The sequence below is a fragment of the Oscillibacter sp. CU971 genome, assembly GCF_905219725.1.
Lineage (GTDB): Bacteria > Bacillota > Clostridia > Oscillospirales > Oscillospiraceae > Oscillibacter.
In genome coordinates, this window is sequence record NZ_CAJMXG010000014.1 from 1 (window position 1) to 20,433 (window position 20,433).

The window sequence follows — 20,433 nt, forward strand, 5'->3', positions numbered from 1 at the left end:
TTTCATACCCCGCGCCCCCTTTCCCTTATTTTATCACATCTTCCATTATTTCGGGGAATTAAATCAGCGTTTCCTTAAAGATAGGCGTTTTTTTGAAGCGCTTCCCCATCTTCCCTTTTGCTATGTGTCTTCTCAGGAAGTTTTCGAGAGCATGAACTCCAGGCAGCCCAGCCACTCCAGCGGCCGGAGCCCGTTCTCGCTCGGAAATTCGCCGAGGATGATCCCAAAGCTATATAAGTACAACTCGTCATAGGTATCGGGCACCTGGCGGATATACTTGAAGTTTTCATAGCAGAGGATTTCCTTCATGCAGATAGAGACCCGGTCGATGCAGGAGCAGTATTCTCGAATCTCTCCAAAGCGGATATCCCCGTCTCTCATAGTTCTCCCTCCAATAGCATCAGACTTTCCGGTTCGTTCAGAACGCGGTTCAGCGTTTCTATTTCGCGCTTCACCAAGGCAGACCGTTCTTGATTTCCAGAGACAAGCCGCATCCACAAGGTGTCCGCAATGAGACTATCTGTGGATTTGAATTAGCTCTCTTCCGGCAAGGCCCGATATTTATCGTACCGTCCATAGGGGCTGAAAGCACATATGCCGGAAAGCACCCTTNCGTTCTCTTAAAATTCCAGCGTGCCTTTCAAAATAGCGTGGTCCGGGAAGGGCGGAGCGACCGCGGCCAGCTCCCGCGCGTTTGCTCCAGGATACCACAGCTGGCGAANGTCCCGGTCCAGGAAGTACGCCAGGGGATCNCNCCCNATAAAATCCCTGTCATAGAGGAGCCGGGAGATCTTCGCCCCTGGCGGCAAAATGGGCATAGGGGAATTCCGCGTAATCTGAGCGCTCCTCAAACATGCTGCTCCCCTCCGGCGTATAGAGGCGGAATCCATGGTCCTTCAACAGCTTTCCCATGACATCCATGCTCCAGTCCGGGTTGTCGGACCCGCCGCAGGTGTATCCCCGCCGTTCCAGGTCCGCGATAAACGCCCGCCGCCCCTGGCCCCCGTGCAGAACTCCGTCAGGCACGCCATGTCAAAGCTGTGGATCTCCTCGCTTACAAACGGTGGCACGTGGCCCTTGCCGCCCTGTTGATGGAGGTTCCACTTCAAAACCGAAAGGTTCATATACGCTCCTCTCCTCGTACTTGTTTACCATGGTCGCTATTTTTTCCTGTATCTCGGAGGCACCGGAGCCGCTGCCGTTTGCCCGGATGAACTCCCCCTGCCCCTTGTGGCGGCAGTAAAAATCCAAGGTTCCATATTTTGCCTATTCCACCACGATATCCACCGGTCTGCCCTCGGCCTCATAGGCTGCGGTGATCTCCGCGCACATGTCATGGACCAACTGAAACCAGCCGTTCCCCATGTCCAGGCCTTCGCCATCGTAGCGCTCCCGCACGTCGCCGTCTTCTTCCCAGCGGATAAACGGAAACTCCCAGGTCAAGGCCTCCTGCAGTTCTTTTCTCATAGCCCCTCCCTTTCCGTCCTTCAGTCATACCAGCTCCAGCGCGGTTTTCCGGGCTCGGTGTCAAGGTCCGCCTTTGCGTGCGGGCGGATGAACGCCTCCCTCCGCTCCAGCGGCGGCGCGATGCGGGGCCCCATTCCCTCGATTTTGACGCGGCAGTCGCCCCGCAGGGGGCTGACGGTGAAGCCATGAAAATGCCAGTTGGCCCCGGCAGGTATGGTAAACCCGCATTTTTTCAGCAGGGCTATTGCCGGGAGGTTATCCTTCCGGTCCGTGGCCCGGGGCTCCTTGAGGGGAAGCCGAAGCCTGCCGGAAAAGACCTCCCCGCATACCGCCGTAGCGCCTCCCCGGTATAGTCCCGCCGGCGCTCACTTTTTTTGATATAGAACTCGGCTTCATAGGATTCGGTTTCAGCGCGGTATTGCTGCCGGGACGCGCCACCACGCAGGTGATAGAGCTTATCCACGCTGTAGGTCCCGCCGATGGCCACGGGCGGCACCCGTCCAGGTCGTAGATCTCCCCGTCCTTGGCAAAGAGGAGGGAGGGAAACTCCTTCTTCAGCGCATAGTCGGACTGGTTCAGGTAGTAGTTGATGCCCGCATCTCCCAGGATGATTATGACGTCCTCCTTTCCTTGGTTCCTTAGCTGTTGCTTCCTCGCCGCGTTTTCTGCCCTGAATATAATACACGCCCAAACGAAAAATTTCGTTTGGGCGTGTGTCCTGATAAAATTTTCTAAAATTTGGGGGGATCATATCTGCACGTCCACAATGATTACGGCGTGATCGGAAAGCTCCAGGATTTCTTTGGGTATTACATACGCAGTAACGTTGGCTTTGCGCTGTAATGCGCGAGAAACAAGGACGTGGTCGGGTGTTGTACCGTCTCTGCCGAAAAATGTGATTTGATTTTTGGTTACTTTGTCAGAATANNCATGNCTTTCCAGCTCCCTTATTTGCTCTAAGTAATCAGTTTCCTTTCTTTCATCAACATTCAAGTCCCCAAGAATCATAAATAGTTCATCTTTACGTTTAATGNCATACTTTTTTAATGTTGAGAAGGCATTAAGGACCTCTTCATCGCCATTATGCCGTTCAAGCGGTGCATGGAGACCTAATAACCGTAGCTTGGATTCGCCGCCGTCTTTAAAAGTCATTTCTACAAATCTGTTTAGACAAAGGACTTTTTCCTTTTTTGAAAACGCAATAAAACCGTCCTTACTGTTCTCGCTGTCCTCACGCTTCCATTTCCCACCTCCAACAGTTACGGCAATTGTGCGGAATCGTGAGGGCCCATTGTTGCCTTCTGGCGTTATTGCATTTTCAGCGACTTCAACTNTATATGGAGCCAACATTTTAGAAAGCTCGGAATCGTCTTTGCAGAATTTGCTTGGTATCTCATAGAGAAATACGATATTATCTGGATCCATGCCAAGAAATCTCTTTACCAGCGCAATAATATCTTTTGCCCAGTACCCCTCAGACAGCCGCAGCACTTGGAACTGATTCACATTCAACGACATGATTTTCATGGTAAAACCCCTTTCCTATTCGGCCGGCCCATACCGCTGGTTCAGCGTCCGAAGCTTCTCCTTGACCTTCTCCCGGACCTCCTTGGGCTCCAGGACCTCCACCCGGCCGGCATACTGGAGGACCCAGTTCACCATGGAGAAAGAGCCGCTCGCCACGCGCACAATGTCCCCATAGGGCGTCTCCGTCTCTGTCCGCTCATAACGGAAGGTGCCTCCAAACGAGTCGTGCAGAAATGTATAGTCCGTCCCCGAGTGCTCCCCATGATAGACCCGCAGCTTGATGGGGAGGGGCGGGTCGAAATCCATGTCGAGGCTTTGGAACGAGGAGTTGTCGTCCCAGCTTTGGGGAAGATTTTTTACATCCAGCTTGTTCTTGACTCTCAGGGGCTTGAGATCCGTTTCCCCGCGGGAAACCTCCACCTCCCGCATCAGGTCGATGCGCCAGATGGCCATGCGGCTCCGCCCCCGGCCGCAGTCTAGCAGATAGTACCGCCCTTTATTGGCGACGATGTAGTAGGGGCTGACCGTGTCCTTCTTCCCGGGCCGGACCGGCTTGAGGGCGTTATGGCGGTCGCAGCCGATAAAGGAGAAGGGGATTTGGACTCCGTCGTCGATGGCCCTCTGGATCTTCAGGAGATTTTCCCGCAGCCGCTCTTGATTTACCGGCGCGGACTCCCGAACGGTACAGACGTTCTTGGGTCCCTTCTTATAGCAATCCGTGGTTCGTTATAGGAAAAAGTGTGCCGGTAATAGAGCTTATAGACCGGAAGCGCGCGCTCCCGCCGAGCTTCTCTCTTCAGCTTCTTNTCGAGCTCCTTCCGGATTTTGGGATCCTTACTTTCAGGTTCTCCGTCTTCGGACGCTTCATTTATCTGCCTGGATTCGTCGTATCTGTCGCAAAATGCTTTGTATATGATTTTCCGGTCTTTTAAGGGCAGTAATCGTTCATCTTTGTTGGAATTCATGGCCTGGGCTATTCTGAACACATCACTCTTGATCGTGTCGTTGTTTTTTTTGAAGTACGGCTCCAAAGTCTCCTTCAGCTCTTCTTGAGAAACCTGATGCTCCTCGTCGGTATACTTCCGGAGATATTCCAAAATCCTCCAGGCCCGCTCAACAGCATTGAAGCCCTCCGCCAGTTCATATCCACCCCTTTTATTTATTTTATGATATCATCGGTCAGCGCTGCTGTCAAGAAAAAAGAGGGGCTGAACGGTGACCGGGAGGGCGAGACGGATGTCAAGAACTTTTTTCACACCCTGAAAAAGGATATCACACAAGAATTGTGCTCAAGGAGGTGCAGCAGCGTGGAAAATGTGTTACAGGCCGCTCGGCGGGGACGAGGGAAACGAGGAGTCCCGGCAGCCCATTTACAGGCAAATTTCTCTCGACTTGCGGACCCAGATGTGATACACTGGACAAAATCGGAAGTCCAAGACCAGCGGAAGAGTTTCTGAAGGAGCTTCCCGCAATCCAGCTGCGGTTGGAAATGGTGAGTCCCCAAGGTGCGGAACAGGCTCAAATCCGCTTGACTATGTTATGTAAAGAGCTCTCGCAGAAACCTCAGCGCAAGCCATGGGAAAGGAAACCCACCCAATGAAATCTCAGACCATCAACTGCTCTTTAACCGGCAGTTATTCTCTTATTCAAGGCTTCTACTGGATAAACTTCGCCAGCGTGCTGGCGTTTTCCAGTGTCTACCTGCTGGACTGCGGCCTGACAAACGCGCAGATCGGCTTAATCATGGCCGCATCCGGAATTGCTGCCGCTTTTGTTCAGCCAATCGCCGCCGGATATGCGGACCGCCCCGCCTCTCTTTCTTTAAAAGCCATTGTAACCGCCACATGTTTTGCGGCCCTGCTAATGGGGATAGCGGTGTGCGCCGTGCACCGCCGTTCGCCGGTTTTAACGGGCTTGCTCTTTGGAGGCTGCGTGGCCGTTCTGCAATTTCTGCTGCCCTTCATCAACTCTCTCGGAACGGAAATGCTGAATCAAGGATATTCGCTGAATTGGGGACTTTCCAGGGGAATCGGCTCCATTGTCTACGCGGCGGCTTCCTGCCTTTTGGGAATTCTGGTGCCGCGGGCCGGTGTGATTTCCATCCCGATCTGCATTGCCTTGGGTTACGGCATCCTCCTGCTTTGCGTATGGCGGTATCCCTTCCAGAAACGAGCGTTACCGGGCGAGGAAAAGCAACAAGCGGATCCGTCTTCCCCCGCGGTTTTCTTCAAAGAATACCCGCGGTTTCTCATCGTGCTGGCGGGAACCGCCCTGCTGTACATTAGCCATGTATTGATCAACACGTTTTTATATCAAATTATCCGGGCCAAAGGCGGCGGAAGCGCGGAGGTCGGGATGATTACCTCCATGTGCGGACTGATTGAAATTCCGCCCATGCTGTTTTTTGCATGGATGCTGAAAAAGGCGGAATGCGGTTTCTGGTTCAAGATCTGCGGAGCCGCGATTGCGCTGAAGNGTTTGGGAACCNTCCTGGCCTCATCTATGGGAACCCTATACGCTGTGCAGCTTTTCCAGTTGCTGGGCTGGGGACTGATTTCCATCGTCCCGGTTTATTACGTAAACCAGGTAATTCGAGTGGAGGATGCTATAAAAGGTCAGGCATACATGGCGATGACCTACACGATAGGCAGCGTCTTGGCGTCCCTGGCCGGCGGGACGCTGATTGACCTGGCAGGCGTAAATGCGATGCTTTTCGCCGCCGCAGGAACTGGCTTGGCCGGCGCTGTTGTGATTTGCTTTTTTGCTGAACGCCGATGAAAAATGAACAAGCCCCGTTTTTGAACCATTTAATCGAAAGCGGGGTTCCGCCTTCAAGAAGATATCGGCCGGAATGTCAGCGCCCGTTTGATCCGCAGCCGCTATGACGCGGGCATAGACGCCCGTGGTTGTGCTCATTCGGGAATATTCAAGCCGTTTCGAGATCGAAACACCGTCCACGCATAAAGAGAGGGCCGGGGAACATTCCCGGCCCTTTGTGCTTTAATTCCAGCTGGTAGCTTTATGGGGGATCATCCGCCTCCTTGCGTACTCTGCCCGCTATCTGTGCAATATGTACACGCATTTTTCTTTCGCGCGGGTCTCAGGGCAGCGTGAAGCTGACCGCCGCCAATTTCACCACATGGGGGATTGAGTGGGCATGGGGTGACAGACAGGCGGAGAGGCCGCCCCTATTTTCTTGATCTGCCTTTCCCACTTTAGGCTCGCGCCTCTTCATCCACGGAGGACTCAGAGCCCTTTAAATACGCAATGGTATCCCGCAGAGACTGCATTGCATCATACGTCGGAAAATACTCCAGGCCAAAGTATCCGGCATACCCCAATCTCTGGATTTCCGCGGCCAGATTCTGATACTGGACTTCTCCGTGCATGGGCTCATCCCTGCCGGGGATGCCGGAGAAGTGATAGTGTGCGATAGTGTTCAGGGACCCTTGGACGGTTGCGAACAGATTGCCGGTCATAATTTGCTCATGGTATACATCAAAAAGAAGCTGAACAGAGGGGCTTCCGATCCGTGCGGCTACTTCGTTTCCCAACTGGTTGGTGTTTATAAAATAATGGGAAAAATCATACACCGGGTTGGGCAGGATGGTATTGTGAGGCTCAATGAGCGCCACCAAGCCATGCTTTTCCAGAAGCTCCGCCACCGGCTTCATGTTCTCCACAAACTGCCGCCTCTGCTCCTCGCCGCGAGCTGATGCATCCCCCGATAGCCCTAGCAGGAATTTGCATCCTAACGTTTCCGCACAGTCTATTGTCTTAAGCAGATTTTTTTCGATANGCCGGAAGNCATCGCCCAGTCTGCAGTTCCACATGTCGTAAAACCCGCAGGCTAAAAAGGGAATGCCGCACCGCGCCGCCATCNCGGCCGCCTTATTGCAGTCGTAATCCAGCATCTCGCCGAACTCCACCGCGTCCGCTCCGGCGTCGCTTGCGAGCTGAATTTGATCCTCCAGAGAGTGATTCTGGAACAGGTAGTCCGTCCTGACAGATATCTTCATTAAAATTCCTCCTCATATGGCACGGCCCTGCGATTCCTGGACCGCTGAACATTTCTCATTATTTTTGGGCGCTGCTCTAAGCAGCTGCCCGGCGGCTATTCCCCCCCAGCGCCCGCCAGCGGCTTCAGGTAACGAAGCGCCGCGGCCGCCGCCTCCTCGCCGGATGGCCAGGGCAGGCATTCTACGGAGAGATAACCGCCGTACCCGATTTCCTCCAAGGCGCTCAGGATGCGGCTGAACTCGAACTGCCCGCTGCCTGGATAGCGCCGGGAGTTGTCGGCCAGGTGAAAATAGCCCAAGCGCCCCTTCGTCGTCCGGATAGCCTCCACCGGGTCACACTCGTCGATGCCCATGTGGAAGGCGTCCAGGTGGACGCGGCAGTTGTCCAGCTGATACTTCTCCAGGAAGTCCACGGTCTCCCGGGCGGTGGTAAAGATATTCACCTCATAGCGGTTGATAACCTCCAGGTTTAATTTGACATTCCGCTCCGCGCCGTAGGCAGCCAGGACCCGCAGGTTTTTGGCCAGACGGTCCAGGTACTTCTCCCGCTTGCCTCCCTTGGGCACATTCCCCTTGACCCAGCCGATGACAATGCCCGCCTCCAGCTCCCGGGCCATGTCGATGTACTGCCGCATCCCGTCCATGGTGGCGGAGACAATATAGGGCTCGTCGGCTACCAAACTGCACATCCCCTCCGTATTCAGCCGGCCGGTGATGACCATAGACACCCGGGCCCCGGTACTCTCATAGGCAGCTCGGATGGCGTCATAGTCCAGCTCCACGTCCTCCCGGGTGTGGACCTCAATGGCATCGTAGCCCAACTTTGCCGCTTTTTCCAGGTTTTCCTCCACCGTCCCCTNGAGCAGGATCGGCGCGGTGGCCGGGGCNTCGTCGGCGGAGGACACGGCGAATTTCCACTGTTTCATATAGATTCTCCTATCTCTGAAATAAAGTGGAACAGGGGCCTCCCAAGGAGGCCCCCGCTCCGGGAGAAAAGAAAATAGAGTAGGGCAAATTCAGTGGGAGCGATTACTCCGGGAAGGTCAGCATGACCTTGNGGGACAGCTCCTTGTNCTGGGCCGTCTTCATGGCCTCGGCTAGGTCCTCGAACTTGTAGTAGTGGGAGACCAGCGCCTTGAAGTCATAGGTATCCTNAATCTTGCTCATAAAACGGATGGTGCGGGGGAACCAGTTGGTGGTGCCGCNGGAGCCCGCAGTGTGCAAGGTCTTCCAGATGGTCTTGCCGATCTCCACGGGGACCTTCCGGCCGATGGAGTGGCCCACCACGCCCACGCGGGCGCTGTGTCCGGCGATATCAAACAGGNAGGCNATGCCGATGTCGTTGCCGGAGCACTCAATCACCACGGAAGCGCCCCGTCCGTTGGTCAGCTTTTTGATTTGCTCCTCCACGTCTCCGGCGGTGGGGTCCGCGGTGTACGTGGCGCCGTAATGCATNGCGTTNTCCCGGCGGNCGGCCNCGGGNTCTACCACAATCACGGTGGCACCGGAAGTGGCGCAGACCATGGAGGCGGAGCAGCCGACGGGGCCNCCGCCGATGATCANACAGTCGTCGGACNCGTCGGGATTTCATCCGTTGCCCCAGACGCCCCAATAGCCCACGTTGAAGTTCTCCACAAAGATGCCGATCTCATCGCTCCAGTCCTCGGGAATGACGTGGGTATAGGCCTCTTCCAGGATCATGTACTCACCGAAGCCGCCGGGGGAGTCGGGGCGGAAGCCCACTTCCCGCATGTTCAGGCAGGCGGAGCTCATCTTGCCGTCCTTGCAGTTGGCGCACTGGTGACAGGGCAGGACGCAGTCGCCCACGACCTTGTCGCCTACCTTGATGGAGGTCACGTTTTTGCCGACTTCGGTCACGCGGCCCACCCACTCGTGGCCGGGGGTATAGGGCCCCAGGTCATAGCGGCCCTCGGCGGACTTGCCCTCGAAGCACTCCACGTCGGACTGGCAGATGCCGCAGGCCAGCAGCTTGATGAGGACCTGATCGTCCTTCAGAGCGGGGAGCTCCACCTCCTCAATGCGGAGGTCAAAGGGTCCGTACATAAAAGCCTGTTTGCACTTCATCGCAATTTCTCCTTTTCAGAACGACAGCATGGAAGGTCTTGAGCCGCCAAGCCGTCTCGGGCGTCCCATTTTGGTGATTAATATTCCAGAGTATAGATATGCCGGCCGCCGGGAACGTTGGGGCCCTTGACCACGGCTTCGATATCGGCGGGATTCCGCTGGGTCATCTTGTCGATGGGAGGCAGCTTCCCGGCGGGATACTTCTCCAGGATGTCGTTCACCAGCTTGGTCAGATAGTCCAGGGTCCGTTCCACGCCGGCCCGGGCCTTCTCGCCGTCGGCCATGCGGGCGTCTCCGATGACGCCCTCGGGCTGGCAGATGCACTCCATGCCGCAGGAACCGAAGGCGTTGTACCACTTGATGGGGCCCGCCCCATCCTCGGCGGAGGTGTTGATGTGACCGGCGGGCAGCAGGGGGGCCTTTTCCGCCTTAATGGCGTCCTCCATGTGGATGAACTCGGGGAACAGCTCCAGGCACCAGCTCTGCTCCACCTCGTCGGCGTGGACAAAGGGCGTATCATAGGGGCCGCCTTTGTCCTTGGTAAACATCTCGTCCCCGGCGCAGTTCCAGAAGTGGGTGTACAGCACAATGCCGGGCACCTGNCACTTCTTGCCGAACGTGTGGATGGCCAGGGGGATCACATAGTCCTGGCCGTGGCCGTTGACAATGATGATCTTGCGGAAGCCCGTGTTCCAGAAGCCCGCCAGTACGTAGGCGATGTAGTCGGCGAGGATTTTCTCGGGGATCATAATGGTGCCTTTCTGGCCCAGGTGGTGGTAGGGGTGGGAGCCGTACCAGATGGGCTGCGCCACGGTGGCGCCGGTGCGCTCGGCCACCAGCTCGCACAGACGGGTGTCCAGATAGGTGTCCTCACCGTAGGGGGCGGAGGGGCCGTGGTTCTCGGTGGAGCCGATGGGCAGCAGCAGCACGTCGTTCTTCCTCAGCCGCTCCTCCACCATCTTGGTGGTCATATTCTGGTAGTAGATGCCGTCCTGCTTTTCCATGTGTCCGCCGGTGGCGGGCAGATTCCAGTTTGACATGATTGTTACCTCCTGATTCTGCTTCGCGTTTAAAATTGATCTGCTGAAGGGTAAAATCGGCGTCTAGGCGGACAGTCCCCGGGAATAACGTTCCATGTCTCCCGAAAGGACAGNCGCACGTCAAAAAGCCAGGGGAAAGCCGCTCTTGGCAGTGTTCAGCGCATGGCCGGCTTGCCGGCAGATTATGCGCCTTGTTCCGTGTCCTGANTCGCGTTTGCCTTGGCNATGGCCTGCAGCTTGNTNTTCNGNTCCATTTCGCCGCGCAGTACATCGATCAACACCGCGATGATAANNATGGCGCCTATGACAATCGACTGCAGATCTGTAGAAAGCCTCAGCAAATTGCAGCCGTTGCGTATTACCTGAATGATGAAAGCGCCAATCAGCGTACCCCAGACATTGCCTTTGCCTCCCAGGAAGGAAGCGCCTCCAATGATGCAGGACGCAATCGCGTCGGCGTCACCGTCCTGCGTGGCGAGGGGAACCGCGGAGTCCAGGCGTCCCATATATACAATACCGGCCAGGCCGCAGAAGAACCCGGATGCCGCATAGCAGAAAATCTNCACACGGTCCACCGCAATACCGGCAAATTTTGCAGCTTCCTTGTTGCCGCCCAGAGAGTAAATTTTCCGGCCAAGGGCGGTTTTGGTAAAGAAAATATGNGAAAGGGCGTAGATAACAATTACCAGTAAAAAGGAGAGCGGCAGCCAGCTGCTCACGTTGAAGGTGCCGATGACCAGGGTCGTTTTTGGAAAGCCGGAAATGGTTGCGGCGCCGGTANTCAGCAGGGCGAGGCCGCGGCACACATATTTTGTGCCCATTGTGGAGATAAACGGATGGGGAAGGCGCAGCTTTGTCAGAAGAATGCCGTTGAGCGCGCCGAAGGCGGTGGATACAAGCACGCAGATTACCAGCAGAAGAATGCCGGTCGCCCCGTTCATAGGCAGAAACTCATACCGCACCAAAATGCCGGCCGTACAGATTCCTATCGCCAAAAGGGCTCCCGCGGAGAGATCGATGCCTCCCAGCAGTATCACGTGCAGCATACCCAGGGCCATCAGGNCAACGGTGGGGATCTGCCGGAAAATATTCGCGATGTTTGCCGACGTCAGGAATTTTCCGCCTGTGGCCAGCTGGAGCATTGCGCAGAGAATGATGAAAGNCGCCAGGGGGCCCACGCGGTTCACTGCGCCGAGAATGTTTTTGACGGAGCTTAATGCGGATTGCCGATTCTTCATGCCAACCTACCTCCCCAGGATGCTTTCATAATGTCTTCCTGATTGAAATGCTCGGAGTCTCGGTCAATCTCCGCCATGACCTTCCCATGGCGCATCACGATGACCCGGTCGCTCATGCCCAGGATTTCCGGGAGCTCGGAGGAAATCATGATGACGCATTTCCCGGATTTCACCAATTCGTTCATCACATTGTACACTTCGATTTTGGCGCCCACGTCAATGCCGCGTGTGGGCTCATCGAAGATATAAATATCCGCGCAGGCGTTTACCCACTTTGCTATGACGACTTTTTGCTGGTTGCCGCCGGAAAGCGTACCCACCGGCGTGTCGACGGAGGGCGTTTTGATTTTATACACCCGGATGTTTTCTTCCGCCAGGGATTGGTGCTTCTGCTCGTCTAAAAAAAGGCCTTTCACATCTTTATCAATCGTTGCGAGATGCAGGTTGTTCTTAACGCTGGCATTTAGAATAAGCCCTTCCTTTTTGCGGTCCTCCGTCAAGAAAGCAATGCTGTTTTTGATGGCGTCCTGCGGCTTTGTGATGACGGCCTTTTTCCCTTTGATATAGATATCTCCGGTTTTATTTTTGTCAATTCCGAAAATTGCCCGCATTGTTTCCGTGCGTCCGGCGCCCACCAGGCCGGAAAAGCCCAGGATCTGGCCGGCATATGCGGTAAAGTTCACATTGTACAGCACACCGGGGCTGCAAAGATTTTCTGCCCGCAGGAATTCTTCTCCTTTGTGGGTCTCCTGCTTGGGGAACAGCATGCCCAGCGGACGGCCCACCATGTGGGAAATCAATTCGTCCTTTGTCATTTCCGTCGTGGGCTTGGTGCAGATCAGATGGCCGTCGCGCATAACGGTCACGTCGTCGCAGCAGCGGAATATCTCCTCCAGCTTGTGCGAGACAAAGATAATGGAGACCCCTTTCTTCTTCAGCAGTTCGATGGTGGCGAACAACTGCTCCACCTCCGCCTCGGACAGGGAAGAGGTGGGTTCATCCATGATNATCAGGCGGGACCCGGNAANTNNGGATTNGCNGATTTCCACNNCCTGCTGAACGCCAAGNCCCATCTGCCCGCAGAGGGTGTTGGGGTCCACCTCCTGGCCCAGGTCTTTCATGGTCTGCACCGCTTGGCGGCGCATCTCTTTATAGTCCAGGAAAAGCCCTTTTTTCAGATAGGAATTCAGGAACAGGTTGTCCGTCACGCTCATATCCGGGCAGATATTCAGCTCCTGATAGATGCACCCGATTCCCAGGGTCTTGGAGACCACCGGATTTGCAATCTNCGNNTTCTTTCCGTCGATATAAATCTCGCCTTTATCAGGATGGTTGATTCCGGTCAGCACTTTGATCNGCNNGGATTTCCCGGCGCCGTTCTCTCCGATCAGGCCATGGACAGTGCCCTCGCGAATGGTAAAGGACATGTCATTCAGCGCCACAACCCCGGGAAAGTATTGCGTAATATGCTTTAGCTCGATGATGACTTTATTCATGGTCTTTCTCCCACTTTTATCAAAGCGGGGAGCACCTTTGGGGTGCTCCCCGCTGGCTCGCAGTGCGATCAGAACAAGACAGTCCGCGCCGTCCGATATCAACCCAGAAATTCCTGCGCGTTTTCAGCGGTAACAACCGCGCAGCCGGAGTCGATGCGGCTCTCAATGGTCTCGCCGTTATACAGGGCCAGAGCATTGTCAATGGCCAGAACGCCCATCTGATACGGGTCCTGCGCAACGGTGCCCAGATAGATGCCGTCCAAGGTGCCCTGGCAAACGTCGGCGGAACCGTCGAAGCCAAAGACCTTGGTGTCCAGCCCGGCGGCGGCGACGGCGCGCTGGGCTCCGATGGCCATCAGGTCGTTGGTGCAGATAACCAGGTCAATTTTGTCATAGACGGTGATAAAATCCTCAATGGCATTCATAGCGGTTTCGGCCACGCAGTTGGCGTCCTTGATTTCCAGGATGTTCACGCCTCCGGCCTCCAGGGCGTCAACGAATCCCTGCTGGCGCTCATCATGGTTGGAGCTTCCGGTGGGGCCGCGGAGAACGACGGCGTTGCCTCCGGAGCCGATCTGTCCGGCACAGTACTCGCCGCCCAGCTTCGCGGCGTCATAGTTGCTGGTGCCAATGAAGGAGAGTTTCTCCTCATAAGCGGTATCGTTATCCACGGCGATGACTTTGATGCCGGCCTCTCCGGCTTCCCGGATAACGGGCAGGCACGCGGCGTCATCGGCGGGGCAGACAGCCAGCACGCTGACCTTGGCCGCAATCAGGTCGGAGACCATGTTGACCCAGCTTTGAACGTCCGTCTCCGCATTGGGGGCCNCGAAGGTCAGATCGACGCCCAACTCGGCGGCGCGGTCCTCGGCGCCGTTTTTCAAAGTAGTGTAATAGTCGTTGTCCAGGGATTTCACAACAATGCCCACGGAGAAGCTGTCGCCGGAGGCTTGATCGCCGCCGTCGGGTTCCGCAGCGTCCTGCGCAGGCTGGGTGGAGCCGCTGTCGGAGCTGCTGTCAGCGCCACTGTTGGAATCGCCGCCGCAGGCGGCCAGTGACAGGGCCATCGCGAGGGACAGAAACAGAGCAAGCAACTTCTTTTTCATGTGGAATTCCTCCTGTTTTTTATTCCTATTACCGGCTTGCGCCGAAAATAAGCGAAACGATGCCTCAGCCCAGCTTTTTCCGTATCAAATCTGCCAGCTCCGCGTCCTTGCAGTGGTCATAAAAGCTGGCGCGGAACACGCTGCTGTCCAGGGCCTCTTTCAAATAGGCGGCATCCAGCGATTTCACGACGTCCTTGACGGGCGTCTGACAAACCGCCTTCAGCTCGTCCATCTCCCGCTTCATCTCCTCACAGCCCGCGCGGGTCTCCGGCGTGATGTACATGGGCATCTCCATAGGGCGGAGGAGAATGTCAAAGCAGAACCGCAGGTTCAGCACGCCCTCATTTCCAAAGTCCTTGGAAAAGGGCATGGCCACTGCGTTGCTTAGATTCAGCTCCCGGACCATCTGCGCGTCACAGGGATCCGCCACAAAACCGCATTGAACCCCCTGAAAACTGTTGGCCGCCACAATGGCGCCCACTCCGGTGCCACAGCCGGTTACCACCAGGTCGACGGCGCCCGCGTTCAAGAGGACGGCGCCCAGGAGGCCGTTTTTCGCGTAGGTTGTGTTATTGGTGTAATTGAACACCTCGTGCCCGTATTTCCCGGCGGCCCTGCGGAGCTCATCTTCCACAACGGGCATCCGAAACAGCTGGCTGGTCTCGACAATCAAACCGATTTTCAAACAGATACCCTCCTTATCCTTCCATGGCGCGCTTGATGACGGCCAGGTCCTCCCGGGAGACGGCCATTTGGTCGGCCTCGTTCCGCAGGCGAATGGGCCGCTTGTCGTAAAAGTTCTCGCTGATGACCCAGCCGGAGAAGCCCTTCTCCCGGATATAATGCAACGTTTCGAACACCTTGCCGCCGCCCTCTCCCACCATGCGGTTGCTGGTGGTGCCGCAGCCGTCCTTTACATGGAACTGCTTCCCCATATACGGATAGAACGCCTGAATCATCTCCACCTGGTCAAGGGTGGAAAAGGCGTCATAGTTCTGCGTATCATAGAAGACATACATATNCGGCATNTTCAGNTCTTCCACCATGCGCAGCTGATCCCCAGCGGGAAGGATGCTCTCCACATAGACGTCAATCCCTTTGTCCTGGGCCAGCTGGCAGCAGTACCGAAATGCCTCCGCCGTATTTTGGAATTCCTCTTCCGTGTGGATATAGCTCTCGAAGAAGCAGGGGAGCATGATGGCCTCGATGCCCATGGCCGCCGTAACCTCCACGCCCTTGCGGATCAGCTCATAGACAATCTGTCCCTCTGAGGAATCCCGGCGGTTTTTGCTCATACTGTGGACGGTTACCGCGTTAACCACCAGGGAGGGATACGCGATGGAATACCGCTTGGCGTCCTCCAGCAGTCCTTCCTGAATGCTTTTTTGCGTCAGGGCCATTCCCCGCTCATAGGTGCCCAGGTCCAATTGAACGCCATCCCAACCGGCTTCGGCGGCCAGCTTCGGGGCATACATCCCGTCGCCCGGCATACACCATTGGCAAATACCGTATTTCAGAGCCATAGCACATCCTCCTCGTTATTTTGAAATTCAGCTTGATGAACCGATTATAGGAAAACCCGCCGGACTCCGTCCGGACCGCCGGTTTTTGTGTATAGTCAGGGCTGGTTCTTCCCATACTCTTCTAGGGTCCCCTCCGTCAGAAGCGAGAGCTTGTACAGCCGCTCGTTCAGCATGTCCCACATGCACATCGGCAGATGGTCCCGATGTCCCCGGTGCAGCGTCACGCACTCAAAGCAGTTGGCATGGTGCGGGCAGTTCTCTTTGCAGGGACAGTGATCTCCGGCTTCACGGACCTGCTTCAAAAATTCCCGCTTCAGTTCCATGGCCTCTTTTTTCTTGCCGGCCCTTTCCAGGTCGTTTTGCCGGACAGTCATCTCATTGCCGTCAATTTTCATAGCCCTTATCCTCCGCAGCATTCAAGAATCCAGTGCCGATGATAACAAACAGGCCTGGAAATTCACACCGCCGCCGCAATATTTACGAAATACGAAAGGTTTTAGGTGTTTTTCTATATGATAAGCAATTTTCCCGCGGTCTGCATCAGGATTCTTGCGATTGTTTTTTGGAAAGGACCTCCAGCCACGCTGGAAAATCCATTGGGTGGGGATGGACCACACCTTGCAAAGTTTTCTGAATATAGTGATGTTTGAAAAGAGAATCCATACCGATCTTCTATTTTTTGAGCAAACCGCCGGATCGGCTGCCCCCCCTCCGCCCCGGCCACGGCGGCTGAAGGCCGAAACCACTTTTATATGGAATCTTGCTTTTTCTCGAAAAGCGTTGCGGTAATTCTTGAAACGTGTTGATAATTAGGGTATTATTATATAAACAGAAACTTTTTCGTTAAATAAGTTCTTGAAAACAGGAGGAGCCGATGATCCAGTGCTTTGCGCCAGCTGTGGAACTGCCGGATATGAACACGTTTTTTGATATGAGGCTAATCTCAGCCAGCAAAATGGACTTCGAATTCAAGTCAATGCATCCCCGGCTTCTCCATAAGCACGCCGCCTTTTTGGAAATTTTATTTGTGCGCAACGGAAAAGGCGTCTACAGCGTTAACGAAGAGCGGTACAGCGTCTCCAAAGGAGATGTAATCATCAACAACGCAAACACCCTGCATGACGAAGAACCAAATAACAGCAACAATTTAAATATGTATGGGATAACCGTCAGCAACCTCCAAATCAGCAGTTTTCCGCCCAATACGCTGATTCCTCCTGATACCTCCCCGGTCTTTTCCGCGGAGGAGTACGCGGATTACATCGAGTCCATCATGGACATGATTTATACCATGCTTGCAACAGAGCCAGAAGCCCATATAAAAGGCTGCCACTATTTGACTATGGCGCTTTTGTCTCAGCTGCAGCTTCTGATTGACCGGCGGGCCAAGCAAACGGGACAGGCACCCAGATCGAATCAGGACATCGTTTCCATGAAAATAAAAAACTATATCGACAGTCACTATGACGAGCATTTTACCTTGGAGGATATCAGCAGAGAGCTTTATATCAGCCCGTACTACCTGTCGCACATTTTCAAAAAGACGGTCGGCTTTTCCCCCATGCACTATACAATCCGCCGGCGGCTGGGCGAGGCGCAGAGCCTGCTGATTATGACCGACAAATCCATTACGGAAATCGCCTTGAGCATCGGCTTCGGAAGCCAATGTCAGTTTTACAGCATGTTTAAAAAATATATTGGAATGTCCCCGGGAAAGTATCGGGAAACCTACGGGCACAACAATGAAAAGCCCTCCGGAAAATAAATGAAACGAAAGGCGGGGCGCCGGGCGGTCTTGTGCGGTCGCGCGGCGCCCCGTCTCTTATTTATCCCGCTATCCGTTTCACCAGGGGAAGGCTTCGCAAGAATATGCACCGGCCGCGCAAGCGGATTTTGCCGAAAGGCATCCATACAAACGATTTGGGTTGATAGGCCCGCGCAGTCATGCTATAATAACTATCTGCTTTTCATAACACCCAAGCACAGCCTCACAAAGCAGGCCTGGTTCTATATGTAAGGAGAACTGCTCATGCTGATATTTCTCTTGGCCGCGCTGGAGAGCGAAGAGGACCGCCGGGAATTTGCGGTGATTTACGAGCAGCACCATGCCCGGTTGGAAAATGCCGCTATGCGGATACTCAAGAACCAAACGGACGCGGAGGACGCGGTTCAAAACGCCTTTATGCAGGTCATCCGGCACTTTGAAAAAATTTCTGAGATTTCCTGTAAGGATCTGCCCTTCTGGCTCATTTCCATAGTGAAGAACGAGGCGCTCATAATTCTCCGCAAAAAGAAAAAAGTTGTTTTGCTGGAGGATTGGGACGCTGTTGAAAGCGGCGTTTCCAGCATAACAGAGTACGAGGAACTGGTGGAACTGTTTGCCCGGCTTCCGGATACATACAGGGCTGTATTGGAGATGAAATATCTTCTGGGTTATTCATACAAAGAAATCTCTATCCGCCTTGGCATTTCGGAAACAGCCGTCAACACACGCGCCAGCCGGGGACGGGCGCTTTTGCGCAAATACATGGAGCAGGAAGGAGTTTGCCCATGACGGATCACGAACTGGACGCGTTGATGCAGCGGGTTTTATTGGATTCCCTCCGGCTTGATTGGGAGAAGCAGCCGGAGCCCGCTTTTGTGCCCTCCGCGCGTTACAAGCGCCAAGTTTCCGGAATGCTGGCAGACCCTTTGGCGTGGGAGCGTAAAAGGGCGGTTCCCGTATGGAAGAACATTGCCCGCCGGACAGCGGCGGTTCTGCTGATTGTTTCGATTGGGTTTGGCAGTCTGTTGGCCGTCAGCCCCGCAGTCAGAGCGGCGGTAAACCAATGGGTTATCGAATGGTATGAAACGCATATCACCTACCGATATACGGGGGAGGATATGGCCGGGGCAATGCCCCAATATGAAATCACGGAATTGCCGGAGGGTTATGCCGAGGTCGAGAGCGAACGGATAGACTGGCCGGAGATGGTGGATATTGTGTATCGGAACGAAGAAACCGGAAAAACAATTTGTCTGAACTATATGCGGATGGTTCAAGGCAGCGCTACGTGCATTGCTATAGAAGAGTCCGAAATATTGGAAGTCACGGTAAATGGGCTGGACGGTCAGCTTTTCTGGGTGGCCGATTGGGAGAATCATCGGAACGCGGTCACTTGGATCGACCCGGACCGCGGACTACAGTTCATGGTGGAAGCGAATCTTGACAAAACCGATATTTTGCACATGGCTGAAAGCATTTCTTTGGTGGAATCGGCAAAATAAAATTTTCCTTAAGCATAATGTGAGGATTTGGCCTCCTTCCGCATTTGTAAAGTAGGGTTTACGGAATCCTGCTGCGCAGCGCGGAAGGAGGCCGCTTTTATGGGCTGGCCGCCATAAGCCGGGCGCGGAATGATTGATTGGAGGAATGAAGCATCATGAAAATTGAAGGGGCCGCACAGGCCCGCCCGGAATACCGGAAAACCACGGCCTCAGCCACACCGTCAAAGACCTTCGGCCAGGTGATGCAGACGGCCAAAGCCCAGGACCGTTATGTGCCCAGCGCCCCGCAGCCCCGGACGGAGCCAGAGTTTTCCCTGGCGGAACGGACTTATTATGGAAGCGTTACCGTAAGCAACGCGACCCAGGCAAAGTTGAAGCAGCTGGCGGAGCTGAACGCCCAGGCCGATTATACCGGCATGAGTCCGGACGAGATCTACGCGGAAATCTGGAACCGCTACGATGAAGCCTTTGACGGAAATATGATCGCAATCCGAGCTTGTATCGCCGGACCCGAAGAATGGTGTGTCATCAACAATCAGTTTTTTGATCAAATTACGCGCCATATTTTTAATCCCGCCATAGTCGCCGCGCGGAAAGAGGGTTTAGAACTGGACGGCAGACCGTATACGGAGTGGACTGACGCAGAAATAGATGCTTTGGATAGTTCTGCTAGGGACAAAGCAACTGAAATCGTTAAGGATGCGAAGTTGAAGGTCTTAGGTTACGACGGAATGAACTTTGAGGAGCGGGAGGCGGCCATCCGGGAGAAATATGCCGGCAAGAATACAACTTCCGACTTCTTGAACATGCAGAGTGAGCTGGATCTGTCTGGTGTCCTGAGCCACAAGATGGGGGTGTATCGGGCGGGCACCTACTGTGCTATGCTGGGAGCTAAGCTTGACGCAGCTCTTAATCCGAACAGCATTTCCAATGTCGGACACGAGAAATATTCCCCGATGACGGCGGACCAATGGTACCGTGTGGCGGACCAGCCCTTTGACACGGCCCAATTCGCGGCTGCAATGAAAGACAATTTGCACCGGGTCAGCGGCCACAACGGCTGGACTGAGGACTATGTAAAGATGATGGAGGGCTTCTTTGACCACTTTATCACCGGAGCGGTGGACGACAGCCTGGATCAGCTGCTCGGAGAGACAAAAGAATAATGGCGTCAGCGATTGGAGGTCATCATGCTTTCAGTAAATAACCAGCGCCAAACAGCGGTACCCTTGACTGCCGCTGCTCAGGCAGAAGCTAAGGCCGGAGAAGCCGCCCCAAAGGGCCGTCCCCTTGCAGCGTCCACGGATACCGTCACGATTTCCGGACGGCCGGAGAAGCCCACAGTGAAAAGACCCCTAAGTTTTGGCTGCGCCTTTGACGAGGACGAAGGTCTTACCGTCCGGCTCCACAACCAGCTTCCGGTTATGTTTGATGAATACGCCTCTGGAAATATTGACAAGGAGTCCGTACTGCGGACGCTGGACCATGCTATATCTGATATTGTGGCGTATTGGGGAGACAAGGGCTTTGATNCAGCAGAGGTCGCACAGGAAGCCCTAAGAGACATATACGGCTATAGCCGTATCCTCATGGTTGACACCATGAAAAGCGCAAGTTACGTGGAAGGCAAGGAAGTCGCCAAGGAAATGGGATGCACCGGCTTCA

General features: G+C 54.8%; 19 protein-coding genes and 1 pseudogene. 5 read left to right on the forward strand and 15 right to left on the reverse strand.

All coding sequences use genetic code 11. From position 1 onward, the window contains the following. Positions 1-132: 132 nt before the first annotated feature. The 4 genes from JX325_RS02270 to JX325_RS02285 form a co-directional block, all read right to left on the reverse strand. Positions 133-381 carry a hypothetical protein gene (locus JX325_RS02270; protein ID WP_204789558.1) on the reverse strand — a complete coding sequence of 83 codons (249 nt, stop codon included), beginning with the start codon at positions 379-381 and terminating at the stop codon, positions 133-135. A 390-nt stretch (positions 382-771) separates the two neighbouring features. Then, positions 772-1,026, reverse strand: a complete 255-nt coding sequence (locus tag JX325_RS02275) for a hypothetical protein (protein ID WP_204789559.1) — start codon at positions 1,024-1,026, stop codon at positions 772-774. A gap of 240 nt (positions 1,027-1,266) precedes the next feature. Then, the gene (locus JX325_RS02280) at positions 1,267-1,467 is read right to left on the reverse strand and encodes a hypothetical protein (RefSeq protein ID WP_204789560.1); all 201 of its coding nucleotides are present in this window, start codon (positions 1,465-1,467) and stop codon (positions 1,267-1,269) included. 1,542 nt (positions 1,468-3,009) lie between these two features. Beyond that, positions 3,010-3,642: a WYL domain-containing protein gene (locus JX325_RS02285; protein ID WP_204789586.1), complete on the reverse strand. Its 633-nt coding sequence runs from the start codon at positions 3,640-3,642 to the stop codon at positions 3,010-3,012. Positions 3,643-4,590: 948 nt separating this feature from the next. On the opposite strand from JX325_RS02285, the gene JX325_RS02290 reads away from it, so the two are divergent. After that, positions 4,591-5,772 (forward strand): MFS transporter, encoded by a 1,182-nt coding sequence (locus tag JX325_RS02290; protein ID WP_204789561.1) that lies wholly within the window; start codon positions 4,591-4,593, stop codon positions 5,770-5,772. 437 nt (positions 5,773-6,209) lie between these two features. On the opposite strand, the gene JX325_RS02295 is transcribed toward JX325_RS02290, so the two are convergent. The 11 genes and pseudogenes from JX325_RS02295 to JX325_RS02345 all read right to left on the reverse strand — a co-directional run bounded on the left by JX325_RS02295 (position 6,210) and on the right by JX325_RS02345 (position 15,896). Next, positions 6,210-7,013, reverse strand: a complete 804-nt coding sequence (locus JX325_RS02295; protein WP_204789562.1) for a TIM barrel protein — start codon at positions 7,011-7,013, stop codon at positions 6,210-6,212. Positions 7,014-7,108: 95 nt separating this feature from the next. Further along, positions 7,109-7,939 carry a sugar phosphate isomerase/epimerase family protein gene (locus JX325_RS02300; protein WP_204789563.1) on the reverse strand — a complete coding sequence of 277 codons (831 nt, stop codon included), beginning with the start codon at positions 7,937-7,939 and terminating at the stop codon, positions 7,109-7,111. 103 nt (positions 7,940-8,042) lie between these two features. Continuing rightward, positions 8,043-8,576, reverse strand: coding sequence for a zinc-binding dehydrogenase (locus JX325_RS02305; RefSeq protein WP_307819238.1), 534 nt, complete (start codon positions 8,574-8,576; stop codon positions 8,043-8,045). A gap of 24 nt (positions 8,577-8,600) precedes the next feature. Continuing rightward, on the reverse strand, positions 8,601-9,098 hold the full coding sequence (locus JX325_RS02310) for a zinc-binding dehydrogenase (RefSeq protein WP_204789565.1): 498 nt from the start codon (positions 9,096-9,098) through the stop codon (positions 8,601-8,603). A 77-nt stretch (positions 9,099-9,175) separates the two neighbouring features. Continuing rightward, positions 9,176-10,138, reverse strand: a complete 963-nt coding sequence (gene iolN / locus JX325_RS02315; protein WP_204789566.1) for a 3-dehydro-scyllo-inosose hydrolase — start codon at positions 10,136-10,138, stop codon at positions 9,176-9,178. 182 nt (positions 10,139-10,320) lie between these two features. Continuing rightward, positions 10,321-11,376: pseudogene (locus JX325_RS02320) on the reverse strand (ABC transporter permease). Continuing rightward, a complete protein-coding gene (locus tag JX325_RS02325) occupies positions 11,373-12,872 on the reverse strand; it encodes a sugar ABC transporter ATP-binding protein (RefSeq protein ID WP_204789567.1) in 1,500 nt (499 codons plus the stop codon). Before JX325_RS02325 ends, JX325_RS02320 begins: the two are co-directional and overlap by 4 nt. Positions 12,873-12,970: 98 nt before the next feature. Next, complete coding sequence (locus JX325_RS02330) at positions 12,971-13,978, reverse strand: sugar ABC transporter substrate-binding protein (protein ID WP_204789568.1); 1,008 nt, start codon at positions 13,976-13,978, stop codon at positions 12,971-12,973. A 64-nt stretch (positions 13,979-14,042) separates the two neighbouring features. Further along, positions 14,043-14,663 carry an RpiB/LacA/LacB family sugar-phosphate isomerase gene (locus JX325_RS02335; RefSeq protein WP_204789569.1) on the reverse strand — a complete coding sequence of 207 codons (621 nt, stop codon included), beginning with the start codon at positions 14,661-14,663 and terminating at the stop codon, positions 14,043-14,045. Between the two features lie 13 nt (positions 14,664-14,676). Further along, the gene (locus tag JX325_RS02340; protein WP_204789570.1) at positions 14,677-15,501 is read right to left on the reverse strand and encodes a sugar phosphate isomerase/epimerase; all 825 of its coding nucleotides are present in this window, start codon (positions 15,499-15,501) and stop codon (positions 14,677-14,679) included. Between the two features lie 95 nt (positions 15,502-15,596). After that, entirely contained in the window at positions 15,597-15,896 is a 300-nt protein-coding gene (locus JX325_RS02345) for an LPS biosynthesis protein (RefSeq protein ID WP_204789571.1), read from the reverse strand. Between the two features lie 581 nt (positions 15,897-16,477). On the opposite strand from JX325_RS02345, the gene JX325_RS02350 reads away from it, so the two are divergent. The 4 genes from JX325_RS02350 to JX325_RS02365 all read left to right on the forward strand — a co-directional run bounded on the left by JX325_RS02350 (position 16,478) and on the right by JX325_RS02365 (position 19,934). Continuing rightward, positions 16,478-17,266, forward strand: a complete 789-nt coding sequence (locus JX325_RS02350) for an AraC family transcriptional regulator (RefSeq protein ID WP_279380497.1) — start codon at positions 16,478-16,480, stop codon at positions 17,264-17,266. Between the two features lie 264 nt (positions 17,267-17,530). After that, positions 17,531-18,055, forward strand: coding sequence for an RNA polymerase sigma factor (locus JX325_RS02355; RefSeq protein ID WP_204789573.1), 525 nt, complete (start codon positions 17,531-17,533; stop codon positions 18,053-18,055). Further along, positions 18,052-18,768 (forward strand): DUF4367 domain-containing protein, encoded by a 717-nt coding sequence (locus JX325_RS02360; protein WP_204789574.1) that lies wholly within the window; start codon positions 18,052-18,054, stop codon positions 18,766-18,768. The genes JX325_RS02355 and JX325_RS02360 overlap by 4 nt, the downstream gene beginning before the upstream one ends. A gap of 155 nt (positions 18,769-18,923) precedes the next feature. Next, on the forward strand, positions 18,924-19,934 hold the full coding sequence (locus JX325_RS02365) for a hypothetical protein (RefSeq protein ID WP_204789575.1): 1,011 nt from the start codon (positions 18,924-18,926) through the stop codon (positions 19,932-19,934). Positions 19,935-20,433: the final 499 nt, after the last annotated feature.